This is a genomic window from Flavobacterium olei (assembly GCF_039749035.1).
Taxonomy (GTDB): domain Bacteria; phylum Bacteroidota; class Bacteroidia; order Flavobacteriales; family Flavobacteriaceae; genus Flavobacterium; species Flavobacterium olei.
Window position 1 is genome coordinate 651,117 of the sequence record NZ_JBDKWC010000002.1, and the last position, 13,042, is coordinate 664,158.

11 protein-coding genes are annotated in these 13,042 nt (G+C 35.7%); all 11 read left to right on the forward strand.

Translation table 11 applies throughout. From position 1 onward, the window contains the following. Positions 1-3 precede the first annotated feature (3 nt). Positions 4-351, forward strand: coding sequence for an FtsL-like putative cell division protein (locus ABEB31_RS06815; protein WP_347050595.1), 348 nt, complete (start codon positions 4-6; stop codon positions 349-351). Beyond that, positions 342-2,351, forward strand: a complete 2,010-nt coding sequence (locus ABEB31_RS06820) for a penicillin-binding protein (protein ID WP_347050596.1) — start codon at positions 342-344, stop codon at positions 2,349-2,351. Before ABEB31_RS06815 ends, ABEB31_RS06820 begins: the two co-directional genes overlap by 10 nt. Then, the gene (locus tag ABEB31_RS06825) at positions 2,348-3,811 is read left to right on the forward strand and encodes a UDP-N-acetylmuramoyl-L-alanyl-D-glutamate--2,6-diaminopimelate ligase (protein WP_347050597.1); all 1,464 of its coding nucleotides are present in this window, start codon (positions 2,348-2,350) and stop codon (positions 3,809-3,811) included. The genes ABEB31_RS06820 and ABEB31_RS06825 overlap by 4 nt, the downstream gene beginning before the upstream one ends. Before the next feature lie 72 nt (positions 3,812-3,883). After that, on the forward strand, positions 3,884-5,116 hold the full coding sequence (gene mraY, locus ABEB31_RS06830) for a phospho-N-acetylmuramoyl-pentapeptide-transferase (RefSeq protein WP_347050598.1): 1,233 nt from the start codon (positions 3,884-3,886) through the stop codon (positions 5,114-5,116). After that, positions 5,117-6,448: a UDP-N-acetylmuramoyl-L-alanine--D-glutamate ligase gene (gene murD / locus ABEB31_RS06835; protein WP_347050599.1), complete on the forward strand. Its 1,332-nt coding sequence runs from the start codon at positions 5,117-5,119 to the stop codon at positions 6,446-6,448. 69 nt (positions 6,449-6,517) lie between these two features. Continuing rightward, positions 6,518-6,877 carry a four helix bundle protein gene (locus ABEB31_RS06840; RefSeq protein WP_347050600.1) on the forward strand — a complete coding sequence of 120 codons (360 nt, stop codon included), beginning with the start codon at positions 6,518-6,520 and terminating at the stop codon, positions 6,875-6,877. A 60-nt stretch (positions 6,878-6,937) separates the two neighbouring features. Beyond that, positions 6,938-8,248 carry an FtsW/RodA/SpoVE family cell cycle protein gene (locus tag ABEB31_RS06845; protein ID WP_347050601.1) on the forward strand — a complete coding sequence of 437 codons (1,311 nt, stop codon included), beginning with the start codon at positions 6,938-6,940 and terminating at the stop codon, positions 8,246-8,248. A 22-nt stretch (positions 8,249-8,270) separates the two neighbouring features. Then, the gene (gene murG / locus ABEB31_RS06850) at positions 8,271-9,356 is read left to right on the forward strand and encodes an undecaprenyldiphospho-muramoylpentapeptide beta-N-acetylglucosaminyltransferase (RefSeq protein ID WP_347050602.1); all 1,086 of its coding nucleotides are present in this window, start codon (positions 8,271-8,273) and stop codon (positions 9,354-9,356) included. Positions 9,357-9,512: 156 nt separating this feature from the next. Beyond that, a complete protein-coding gene (gene murC, locus ABEB31_RS06855; protein ID WP_347050603.1) occupies positions 9,513-10,862 on the forward strand; it encodes a UDP-N-acetylmuramate--L-alanine ligase in 1,350 nt (449 codons plus the stop codon). Continuing rightward, a complete protein-coding gene (locus tag ABEB31_RS06860) occupies positions 10,849-11,571 on the forward strand; it encodes a cell division protein FtsQ/DivIB (RefSeq protein WP_347050604.1) in 723 nt (240 codons plus the stop codon). Before murC ends, ABEB31_RS06860 begins: the two co-directional genes overlap by 14 nt. Before the next feature lie 6 nt (positions 11,572-11,577). Further along, positions 11,578-12,987 carry a cell division protein FtsA gene (ftsA, locus tag ABEB31_RS06865; protein ID WP_347050605.1) on the forward strand — a complete coding sequence of 470 codons (1,410 nt, stop codon included), beginning with the start codon at positions 11,578-11,580 and terminating at the stop codon, positions 12,985-12,987. Positions 12,988-13,042: the final 55 nt, after the last annotated feature.

A 13,042-nucleotide genomic window follows, 5' to 3' on the forward strand; every position in this document is an offset into this window, starting at 1 on the left:
AAAATGAAAGGTGGAGTATTTGGCATATTAAAAGCAAGATTTCTAATTCATGAAGATGCAGTAAAAAACTGGAGATTCATTGTTTTTATAATTCTGCTGGCTATTTTGATGATTGCGAATACACAACGCTATGAACAAAAGGTTTTTGAAATTGCGAAATTAAATAACGAAGTAAAAGAGCTTAGATCTGAATTTGTGGACCGACGCTCAGAATTGATGAAATTAAAAATGGAGTCTACTATTTCGGATAAAATGTTAGAAAAACAGATTTTTCCGTCGACGGTTCCTCCAACAAAAATAGAAGTTACAAAAGAAGAAGAAAAAAGTTTCCTTAAAAGAATATGGCAGTAGACGATAAACATATATCCTACAGAATTTACCTCGTAGCAGTTTTCATCTTTGTGATGGCAATTGCTATCGTTGTTAAGTTAACCAATATTCAATGGGTTCAGGGCGATTATTACAGAAAACTGGCGAAACAGCGTACCGTTAGAAATTTTGTGATTCCGGCCAATAAAGGAAATATTTATTCTGCCGACGGAAGTCTACTGGCTACGTCTATCCCGAATTATGAAATTCGTTTTGATGCAAAAGCGCCAAAACTGGAAACTTTTGAAAAACATGTTAAAGCCTTATCAGATTCGTTGGCAACTGTTTTAGACAGGCCTGCAGGATATTATGAGAAAGAACTGAGAAAGGCGCGAGAAAATAAAAACCGTTATTATTTGATTGCCAGAAAGTTAAGTTATACAGATTATATGAAAATCAAAGGTTTTCCACTTTTTAATCTGGGTGCTTTTAAAGGCGGTATTATTATAGAGCAGGAAACGGTTAGAAAACATCCGATCGGGAAAATTGCCGAAAGAACTATTGGTTACGACAAAATCGACCCGGCGACTGGAGTAGAAGTGGGGAAAGGTATAGAATGGGCGTTTAAGAATTACCTGAATGGAAAAGATGGAAAAATTCTAAAACAAAAAATTGCAAAAGGCCAGTGGAAACCAATTCGTGATATTAACGAAGTAGATCCAATTGACGGTTACGATGTAATTTCTACCATAGATGTTTTTATTCAGGATATTGCGCATCATGCTTTGTTGAAGCAGCTTCAGGATTATGGAGCAGATCATGGTTGTGTGGTAGTAATGGAAACGCAAACAGGTCATGTAAAAGCAATTTCAAATTTAGGGAGAGCTGAAGACGGATCGTATTATGAAACAACGAATTACGCAATTGCTGAATCTCACGAACCGGGTTCTACTTTTAAATTGGTCGATTTGATGGCCATTTTAGAAGATAAGGTAGCAGATACCAATACTGTTTATGATAGTCACGGTGGCGTGGTTAAGTATTATGGAAGATCAGTGCGGGATTCTCATAATGGAGGATATGGCAAATTATCTTTAGCGCGTGGATTTGAATTGTCTTCAAACACCATTATGGTTCAGGCGGTTTATAATAATTATAAAGACAACCCTTCAAAGTTTGTAAATCATATCAAAAATTGGGGCTTAGATAAAACGTTAGGGCTTCATTTTAAAGGAGAAGGAAGGCCTTACATTCCTAAACCTGGAGACAAGCATTGGTCGGGAACTACACTTCCGTGGATGGCTTTTGGATATAATGTTTCTATAACGCCAATGCAGACACTTGCATTTTATAATTCAGTTGCCAATAACGGGGTAATGGTAAAACCGCAGTTTGTTTCAGAAATTAAAGAATGGAATAAAACCATTAAAAAGTTCGATGTTGAAGTACTTAATCCGCAGGTTTGTTCGCCTGAAACGTTGAAGAAACTAAGGGCAGTATTATTAAATGTAGTTAAAAAGGGAACAGGTTCAAAGTTGTATTCGAAAGATTTTTCGATGGCAGGAAAAACAGGGACAGCTCAGATGAATTATGGAGGAAAAGAAGGAAAATCGGCCTTGTATTATGCTTCTTCATTTGTGGGTTATTTTCCTGCAGATCATCCAAAATATTCTTGTATTGTAGTGGTTCATAAACCCAATACATCCAAAAATAATTATTACGGAGCAGACGTAGCGGGTCCGGTTTTTAAAAGAATCGCACAAAAGATTTTTACAGATGCGCCTTCAACCAATAAAATAAAACAACTGGATTTAAAAATTCCAAAACAGGAAAGCAGTTATGAGAAATATACTGTAGAAGCCAATAAAAAAATAAATCAGATTCCAAATTTAAAAGGAATGCCGGGAATGGATGCAATTGCCCTTTTGGAGAATTTAGGTTTGAAAGTGAGAGTAAACGGAATGGGAAAAGTGAAGAAACAATCTATTCAGGCCGGAGAAGCAATAAATAAAAACACAACTATAGTTTTAGAATTATCGTGAAAGTATTAAAAGACATATTATATAAAGTTGCAATAGAATCTGTAAAAGGTTCTACCGATCTTGCTATTCATAAAATTGAATTTGATTCACGTAAAGTAGAAACAAATGATGTTTTTGTAGCGATTCGCGGAACACTTTCAGACGGACACGATTTTATCGAAAAAGCGATAGAACTTGGTGCTAAAGCTATTATCTGTGATACGCTTCCGCAAAAGTTTCAGGAAAATATTACGTATGTACAAGTAAAAGATACCAATGCTGCTTTGGCTTTTATTGCGGCTAATTATTACGGCGATCCATCTTCAAAACTAAAATTAGTTGGCGTTACGGGCACAAACGGGAAAACAACAATTGCTTCTTTATTGTTTCAGATGTTTCAAAAAGCAGGTTTTAAAGTTGGTTTATTATCCACTGTGAAAATCATGGTGAATAATACTGAATATCCTGCAACACATACAACACCAGATTCTTTGACGATCAATTATTATCTAAATGAGATGATTGAAGCCGGAGTAACGCACTGTTTTATGGAAGTTAGCTCGCATGGAATTCACCAAAAAAGAACAGAAGCCCTGCATTTTGTTGGTGGAATATTTACGAATCTTTCACACGATCACTTGGATTATCATCCGACTTTTGCAGAATACAGAGATGTTAAAAAATCTTTTTTTGACTCGCTTCCAAAATCAGCGTTCGTTTTAACCAATATAGATGATAAAAATGGAGCAGTAATGCTTCAGAATACAGCAGCCAGAAAACTGACGTATGCGTTAAAATCATACGCAGATTACAGAGCTCAGATTTTAGAAAGCCAGTTGTCCGGATTATTATTAAAAGTAAATGATAATGAAGTTTGGGTAAAACTAATAGGAACTTTTAATGCATATAATGTCTTGGCCATATACGGAACAGCAGTAGAGCTTGGGATTGATAGTCTTGAAGCGTTACGCTTACTGTCTGATTTAGAAAGTGTTTCGGGGCGTTTTCAATATATAGTTTCTGAAGGAGGAATTACAGCAGTAGTAGATTACGCGCATACGCCGGATGCATTGGAAAATGTTTTAAAAACAATAAATGACATTCGAACTAAAAACGAACAACTAATTACGGTTGTAGGTTGTGGCGGAAACAGGGATAAAACAAAACGTCCAATTATGGCGAAGATAGCTTCAGATTTAAGTACGAAAGCAATTCTGACTTCTGACAATCCAAGAAATGAAGATCCGGAAGTTATTCTGGACGAAATGGAGCAGGGAGTTGAGCCTCAGAATTATAAAAAAATGCTTCGGATTACCGACAGAAAACAAGCGATAAAAACCGCTTGTCAGTTGGCAGAATCAAAAGATATTATCCTGATTGCAGGAAAAGGACACGAAACATATCAGGAAATAAAGGGTGTTCGTCACCATTTTGATGATATGGAAACGATTAAAGAAATTTTAGAACAACTAAATAAATAATAATAATTTTTAAGTTCAAATACCACATTGGAATTTGAAGTTTCAAAATAGGAATTTAAAAAATAGAGAAATATGCTGTACTACTTATTTGAATATTTTGACAAAACATTGGATCTTCCGGGAACAGGAGTTTTCCAGTACATCACGTTTAGATCAGCATTGGCATTTATGCTTTCTTTGCTTTTGTCGACTATTTATGGTAAAAGGGTAATTAACTTTTTACGTCGTCAGCAGGTAGGAGAAACAGTGCGCGAATTGGGTCTTGCAGGTCAGAATGAAAAAGCAGGTACACCAACAATGGGCGGACTAATTATCATTTTTGCGACTTTATTGCCAGTGTTGTTATTTGCGCGTTTGCACAACATTTATATCGTTTTGTTAATTGTAACTACCTTATGGATGGGGACAATTGGTTTCGTTGACGATTACATCAAAATATTCAAAAAAGACAAACAGGGTTTAAAAGGTATTTTTAAAGTTTTCGGGCAAGTTGGTTTGGGAATTGTTGTAGGTGCTGTTTTGTATTTTAATCCTGCCGTTACGGTAAGAACAGATACAGGTCGTACAGATATTTTTAGAACGGGAGTAAATACAACAGTAGTGTTGCCTGCACCGGTTGAGGAAAAATCTACTGCAACTACAATTCCTTTTGTAAAAAATAACGAGTTTGACTATGCAGAGATTTTATCTTTCATGGGAGACGGTTACGAAAAATGGGCCTGGCTGATCTTTATTCCGGTTGTAATTTTTATTATAACAGCAGTTTCAAACGGAGCAAATTTAACAGATGGAATTGATGGCCTCGCAGCCGGGACCTCTGCAATATCGGTTCTCGCGCTCGGGATTTTTACTTTCGTTTCGGGTAATATTATTTTTTCGAATTATCTGAATATTATGTACATACCTAATTCGGGTGAAATGACGGTATTTATTTCTGCTTTTGTGGGTGCGCTAATTGGGTTTCTTTGGTATAATTCGTATCCGGCATCGGTTTTTATGGGAGATACAGGAAGTTTGACCATTGGAGGAATTATTGCGGTTCTGGCAATTGCAGTTCGTAAAGAAATATTAATTGTGTTATTCTGTGGAATTTTCCTGGCAGAAAGTGCTTCTGTAATTATTCAGGTAACTTATTTTAAATATACTAAAAAACGTTTTGGTGAAGGACGCAGAATTTTTCTGATGTCGCCCTTGCACCATCATTATCAGAAAAAAGGATATCACGAAAGTAAAATTGTAACCCGTTTCTGGATTGTCGCAGTCATGCTGGCTATTTTATCAATCATAACCTTAAAACTAAGATAAATGAGATTAGTAGTTTTAGGTGGAGGAGAGAGTGGCGTAGGAACTGCAATCCTCGGAAAGAAACAGGGATATGAAGTTTTTGTTTCTGACTACGGAAAGATAAAGGAGAGTTACAAAGAGGTTCTTATCATTAATAAAATTGCCTGGGAAGAAGAGCAGCATACAGAAGATTTGATTCTAAATGCTGATGTGGTGATGAAAAGTCCCGGTATTCCGGAAAAATCGCCAATAGTAAAAAAGCTTATGGCAGCGGGAATAAAAGTAATTTCTGAAATAGAATTTGCGATTCCGTACACAGAGGCAATGACTATCGGAATTACGGGAAGCAATGGTAAGACTACCACAACGATGCTCACACATCATTTGCTGAAGTACGCCGGCTTAAATGTGGGATTGGGAGGAAATATCGGTAAGAGTTTTGCCTGGCAGGTAGCAGAAAATAAATACGATGCATACGTTCTTGAATTAAGCAGTTTTCAGCTGGACGGCATTATAAATTACAGACCTGATATTGCGATTATAACAAATATCAGCCCGGATCATTTAGACAGATATGATTATAAATATGAAAATTATATCAATTCGAAGTTTCGGATAACGATGAATCAAACCGAGAGTGACTATCTCATCTACGATGCAGATGATGAGGCAAGCACCGAATGGTTAAATAAGAATAAAACAAAAGCAAAATTAATTCCTTTTTCACTGACTAAAATTTTTGATGAAGGGGCTTCTATAAATAACAACAAAATGGAAATTAAGATCAACCAAGAAGAGTTTACAATGGACACTGAACACATTGCATTAGAAGGAAAACATAATATGAAAAACGCAATGGCAGCAAGCTCTGTAGCGAAACTGATGCAAATTAGAAATGCAACAATTCGCGAAAGTTTATCTAATTTTCAAGGTGTGGAGCACCGTTTAGAAAAGGTATTAAAAATTCAGAATGTACAATACATCAACGATTCAAAAGCAACAAATGTAAATGCTACTTTTTTTGCCCTTGACAGTATGAATGTTCCAACAGTATGGATTGTCGGTGGTGTGGACAAAGGAAATGATTACAATGAATTAATGTCGCTAGTACGCGAAAAAGTAAAAGCAATTATCTGTCTTGGTGTTGATAACCGAAAAATAATTGATGCTTTCGGAAATGTAGTAGATATTATGGTTGAAGTAAATAATATGAGCGATGCAGTAAAAACTGCGCAGAGATTAACAGAGAAAGGTGATGCAGTTTTATTGTCTCCGGCCTGTGCAAGTTTCGATTTATTCGAAAACTATGAAGACAGAGGAAAGCAGTTTAAACAAGCGGTACACAATTTATAATTTTAGATTTCTGATTTTAGATTTTAGATTGATTGCTAAACTCTAAAAATCACAAAAGTTCTTTTGAATATGACGACGAATGAAATGAAGGTAAGAACAAAGAAATTCTCTTTGATGGTGATTGATTTAGCTGAAAAGCTTCCCAATACTAATGTGATTAAGTCTATTACTAGCCAGATTGTTAGGAGCGGAACATCGGTCGGAGCAAATTACCGTGCGGTATGTAGAGCTCGAAGTGATAAAGAATTTATAGCCAAAATGAATATAGTTTTAGAGGAAGCAGATGAAACTTTATTCTGGATAGAAATTATAAAAGAAAAAATGTGGCTTGCAAAAGAAGAGTTAGAAATAGCTTTGAAAGAAGCAAACGAACTAACAGCGATTTTTGTAAGTAGTTTAAAAACAGTAAATAATAGAATTAATAAATAGTCAAAACCGAAGGTTTAAGATCAATCTTAAATCTAAAATCGGAAATCTAAAATTAAGATTATGAAAGAGCTCGTAAACAAACTTAAAGGAGACAGAGTAATATGGTCATTTGTGGCTTTATTAGCACTGTTTTCGTTTATGCCTGTTTTTAGTGCGAGTAGTAATTTGGCTTATATCGGACATGGTACAGGAAATACACTGGGATATTTGGTAAAACATCTGGCGCATATCTGTATTGGTTTTCTAATTATTTACTGGGTTCATAAAGTGCCATATCATTATTTTAGGGCGATTTCGAAGATTGCGCTTCCTGTAGTTTGGATTTTACTGGCCTACACACTTTTAAAAGGAACGGTAATTGCAGGAGCAAATGCAAGTCGTTGGATTCAGGTTCCGTTTATCGGAATCACATTTCAGACTTCGACTCTGGCATCTATTGTATTGTTTATTTATGTGGCCAGATATTTGTCTAAGACCAAAGAGGAAAATGAGCCTTTTCAGGTTTCATTTGTACAGCTTTGGATTCCGGTATTTATTACATTAATATTGATATTACCAGCCAACTTCTCAACAACGGCATTGATTTTTGCAATGGTGATGATGTTGACTTTTATTGGTAAATATCCGCTAAAATATATCGGTTTTATCATAGGTTCCGGAATAGCGATGCTCGCATTTTTCCTTTTAGTGGCAAAAGCTTTTCCCGATTCAAGATTCTTCAGCAGGGTATCAACATGGGAAAGTCGTATTGCCAACTTTACCACAGACAAGCCTGACGAAGACGATTATCAGATTGAGAAAGCAAAAATTGCCATAGCATCCGGACAGTTTGGCGGATTGGGACCGGGAAAAAGTGTTCAGAAAAACTTTTTGCCACAGTCATCTTCCGATTTTATATATGCAATTATTGTGGAAGAATATGGTTTAATTGGCGGCGTTGCAATTGTAATCTTATATTTATTACTCTTGTTTCGATTTGTAATTGCATCACATAAAGCCAATACGCTCTTTGGTAAATTAGTCGTCGTCGGGGTCGGATTTCCAATGATATTTCAGGCCATGATCAATATGGCTGTGGCTGTGGAATTATTGCCGGTAACCGGACAAACCCTGCCGCTGATAAGCTCGGGAGGTAGTTCTATCTGGATGACTTGTTTTTCTTTGGGAATTATTATTAGTGTGACCAAAAAAGAAGAAGAAATTGCCGAAGAAAAGAAGGAAAAAGAAAAACGCAAAGAAGCTTTGCAGCGATTAATAGACAAAGAACTGGCAGAAGAAGATTTAGCTGCTGATGAAGTTTATGAGGAAGAAGCCATGTATTCTATAGAAGACAATTCGAGAAACCCAATGAATGCAGTTTTAAATAAATAGAAATAAACGTTTTAATCGAAAAATGAAAAATTATAAATTCATACTTAGCGGCGGAGGAACAGGAGGACATATCTATCCTGCAATTGCGATTGCAAATGAATTAAAATTACAGTTTCCTGATGCAGAATTTCTTTTTGTCGGTGCTAAAGATAAAATGGAAATGCAGAAAGTGCCTCAGGCAGGTTACGAAATAAAAGGTTTGTGGATCGCAGGTTTGCAGCGAAAACTAACTTTACAAAATATGATGTTTCCTCTTAAACTCGCAAGCAGTTTATTGGAGTCAAAAAGAATTATTAAACAGTTTAAACCAAATGTGGTGATCGGAACGGGAGGTTTTGCCAGCGGACCTTTGCTGCAGGCGGCGGGATCAGCCGGAATTCCGACGGTGGTTCAGGAACAGAATTCTTTTCCGGGAATCACCAACAAATTGCTGAGTAAAAAAGCCAATGCAATTTGTGTGGCTTACGAAAATCTGGAAAGATTTTTCCCTAAAGAGAAAATTGTTTTAACCGGAAATCCGGTTCGTCAGGATTTAATTGATATTGAAAGTAAACGCGATGAAGCAATAACTTTTTATGGCTTAGATCCGAATAAAAAAACATTATTGGTTTTAGGAGGAAGTCTGGGAGCAAGAAAAATCAATCAGTTGATTGAGAAAGAATTACAAAATTTTCTTTCTCAAAATGTTCAGATTATCTGGCAATGCGGAAAATTATATTTTGAAGAGTATAAAAAATTCAATCAGCTAAATGTAAAAGTGATTGATTTTATCGAAAGAATGGATTTTGTTTACGCTGCTGCGGATGTAATCATTTCACGTGCAGGCGCATCTTCGGTTTCAGAATTATGTATTGTTGGGAAACCGGTAATATTTATTCCGTCACCCAATGTTGCTGAGGATCATCAGACCAAAAATGCACAGGCAATTGTTGATGCTAAAGGGGCAATTTTACTGAAAGAAATTCAGTTGGAAAATGAATTTAGCATTGTTTTTGAAGCGCTGCTAAAAGATGAGGGAAAGCAACAACAATTAAGTGTCAATATTAAAAAACTGGCTCGTCCGGACGCCACAAAACAGATTGTAGAACAAATTAAAAAGTTGTTATAATGTAACTTTTTATGAAAATTATAAAACAGCAGAAAGAAATTAGCAAACTATTTTAGGCAATTTAGACGCATAAAATCTTTAAAGTTATAATAGTTTAATACCTAGTTTCTTATAAAATTCAAAGATTGAAAATAGTCTGAAAAACAAGAATTTAAAATGAATTTAAATCAAATACAGAACGTTTATTTTATTGGTATCGGAGGCATCGGAATGAGCGCCCTGGCTCGTTATTTTAAGTTTATCGGAAAACAGGTTTCCGGTTACGACAAAACGCCGTCTATGCTGACAAATGAATTAATTGAAAGCGGTATTGATATTCATTTTGAAGATGATATTAATTCAATTCCGAAAGAATATTACATCGAGAATACCTTGGTAATTTATACACCGGCTGTCCCAAAAACACATTCGGAATGGAATTATTTTATTGAAAGAAATTACGAAGTAAAAAAACGTGCCGAAGTTTTAGGTATTATAACCAGAGATACTTTTTGTTTTGCTGTTGCAGGAACGCACGGTAAAACAACAACTTCAAGTATTTTAGGGCATATCTTATTTCAAAGCGGAGCAGATGTAACGGCTTTTATTGGTGGAATTGTAGAAAATTACAATTCAAATTTAATTGGAAGCGGTAAAAGTGTAACAGTTGTAGAAGCAGATGAGTTTGACAGGTCATTTTTGCATTTACACCCGGACATTGCCTGTGTAACCTCAATGGATGCCGACCATTTGGATATTTACGGAACCAGCGATGCTATTGAAAACTCTTTTAGGGAATTTGCTTCAAAAGTTGAAGATACAAACAAACTCTTCATTACAAATGAATTACCATTAGATGGTGTTCAATGTGCTGTAAATGAAGATGCTGTATATAAAGCATTTAATGTTAGAATAGAAGACGGAAGTTATGTTTTTGATGTGCAGACGCCATCAGAAATTATAAAAGATCTGCATTTTGGACTGCCTGGTAAACATAATTTAATGAATGGATTAATGGCTATTGCAATGGCCAAGACTTTTGGTACCCCGACTGATTCTATTGCAAAAGCGATTGCTTCATTTAGCGGAATAAGAAGACGTTTTTCCTATCAGATTAAGAGTGAAAATTTAGTTTATATTGATGACTATGCACATCATCCGACCGAGATAAACGCTGTTCATCAGGCGGTTAGAGAATTATATCCGGGACGTAAAGTTCTGGCAGTATTTCAGCCTCACTTATTTAGCAGAACCAGAGATTTTGTCGACGGATTTGCTTCAAGCTTATCACAGTTTGACGAAGTGTTTTTAATGGATATCTACCCGGCACGAGAACTTCCTATGGAAGGTGTAACCTCAGAATGGCTTTTGGGTAAAATGACAAATTCGAACAAAAAAATTGTTGCAAAAGAAAATTTATTAGGTGAAATCAAAGCCAGTGATGCACCGATAATTGTAACAATAGGAGCTGGTGATTTAGGTGAAATGGTTCCGTCAATTAAAAACATGCTAAATGAAAATATTTAATTGGGCTAATATTCGATTAATACTCATTTTAGGGCTGGTGGTTTTTTTATATTCCTTCGCAAAGCACCGAAATGGTGATCGAAAACTGAAAAAATCGATGGTTGTTTTTGTAGGAGAAAATACGCTTTTCGTAAAGCCGGAAATAGTTAATAAATTGTTGATAGAAAATAAAAGACACGCTTCCAGTATTAGAAAAGATGAACTAGATTTGAATAAGATAGAGAAAACCCTCGATACGCAGGCGATGATTGAAAAGTCAAATGTTTTTGTAAGTATCGACGGAGTTCTGAAAGCAGTAGTAAAACAGAAGACGCCCATAGCAAGAGTTTATGACGGCGGTTCTTCTTTTTATATTGACTATGAGGGTGATAAAATGCCTTTATCAGACAATTTCACTGCAAGAGTTCCTCTTGTTTCAGGGGCAATTAATAAAAAAAATAACGAAGATTTAGCTGCTTTATTTCGCACAATTTACGATGATGCTTTTTTGAAAAAAAACATCATTGCAATAGAAATTATGCCGAATGGAAGCCTAAAAATGTTTAATCGTAACTATGATTACTTCATAGATTTCGGGAGAACAATGAATGTTGATAAGAAATTTAGAAACTATAAAGCCTTTTTTCAAAAAGCAGTTTTGGATAGTTCGTTATACAAATACAAAAAGATTGACCTTAGGTTTACGGAACAAGTAGTGTGCACTAAATAATAGAAAATGGAAAAAGATAAAATTGCAGTAGGTCTAGATATTGGAACAACCAAAATCGTTGCCATGATCGGCAAGAAAAATGAATATGGTAAGTTGGAGATTTTGGGCATTGGTAAATCCAAAAGTTTGGGTGTTGCCAGAGGAGTTGTAAATAACATTACGCAAACGATACAATCGATACAACAAGCGATAATCGAAGCAGAAAATAATTCGGGTTATAAAATAAAAGATGTTGTTGTTGGTATTGCCGGGCAGCACATAAGAAGTATTCAGCATACAGATTATATCAGCAGAAATAATCCGGAAGAAGTAATTGGTGAAAATGATATTCAGCTCCTGATCGATCAGGTAAATAAACTGGCGATGTTGCCGGGAGAAGAAATTATTCACGTTTTACCACAGGAATTTAAAATCGACGGGCAATCTGAAATAAAAGAGCCAATCGGAATGTACGGCGGAAGATTAGAGTCTAGTTTTCACGTTGTAGTAGGGCAGGCTTCTTCTATTAGAAATGTCGGCAGATGTATTCAGAGTTCCGGAATTGAATTGTCCGGATTAACACTGGAACCTTTAGCTTCTGCTGATGCAGTTTTAAGTCAGGAAGAAAAAGAAGCTGGTGTTGCACTTATCGATATCGGTGGCGGAACAACAGATCTGGCCATTTTTAAAGACGGAATAATCCGTCATACTGCAGTTATTCCTTTTGGAGGAAATGTAATTACAGATGACATTAAAGAAGGTTGTTCTATTATTGAAAAACAAGCAGAACTTCTGAAAGTAAAATTTGGTTCGGCATGGCCTGGAGAAAACAGAGATAATGAAATTGTTTCTATTCCGGGATTAAGAGGAAGAGAACCAAAAGAAATTTCTCTAAAAAATCTTTCTAAAATCATTCACGCAAGAGTGGTAGAAATTATAGAACAGGTTTTTGCAGAAATAAAAGCATACGGACATGAAGATCCGCGTAAAAAATTAATCGCCGGAATTGTTTTAACGGGTGGCGGCGCACAGTTGCAGCACATTAAACAATTGGTAGAATATATTACGGGTATGGATACCAGAATTGGATATCCAAATGAACATCTTGCCGGAAATTCCGGAGAAGAAATTTCAAGTCCATTATTTGCAACAGCGGTAGGGTTGGTTATGAACAGTATCGAAAACAGTTCTCAAAGTGCTGTAAGAATGGAATTGGTGAATGAACAGCCAAAAGTAGTTTACAGAAATCCTCCGGTTCAGGTGCAAAGGCACGAAGTTGAAGAAAATTACGTTGAAAGAGTAGAAACTATCGAAGAGCAAAGAGAAGTAGTAAATCAGAAAGCTGTGAGGGAAGAATCTACCGAAAATAAAATAAGAAGATCATTTTTTGATCGATATGTCGATAAAATCAAAGAATTTTTAGACAACGCAGAATAAATTAGATTAATAAGAGAAGGATATTACTTGTTGCCCCAAGTCAAGAAGTAAAAAA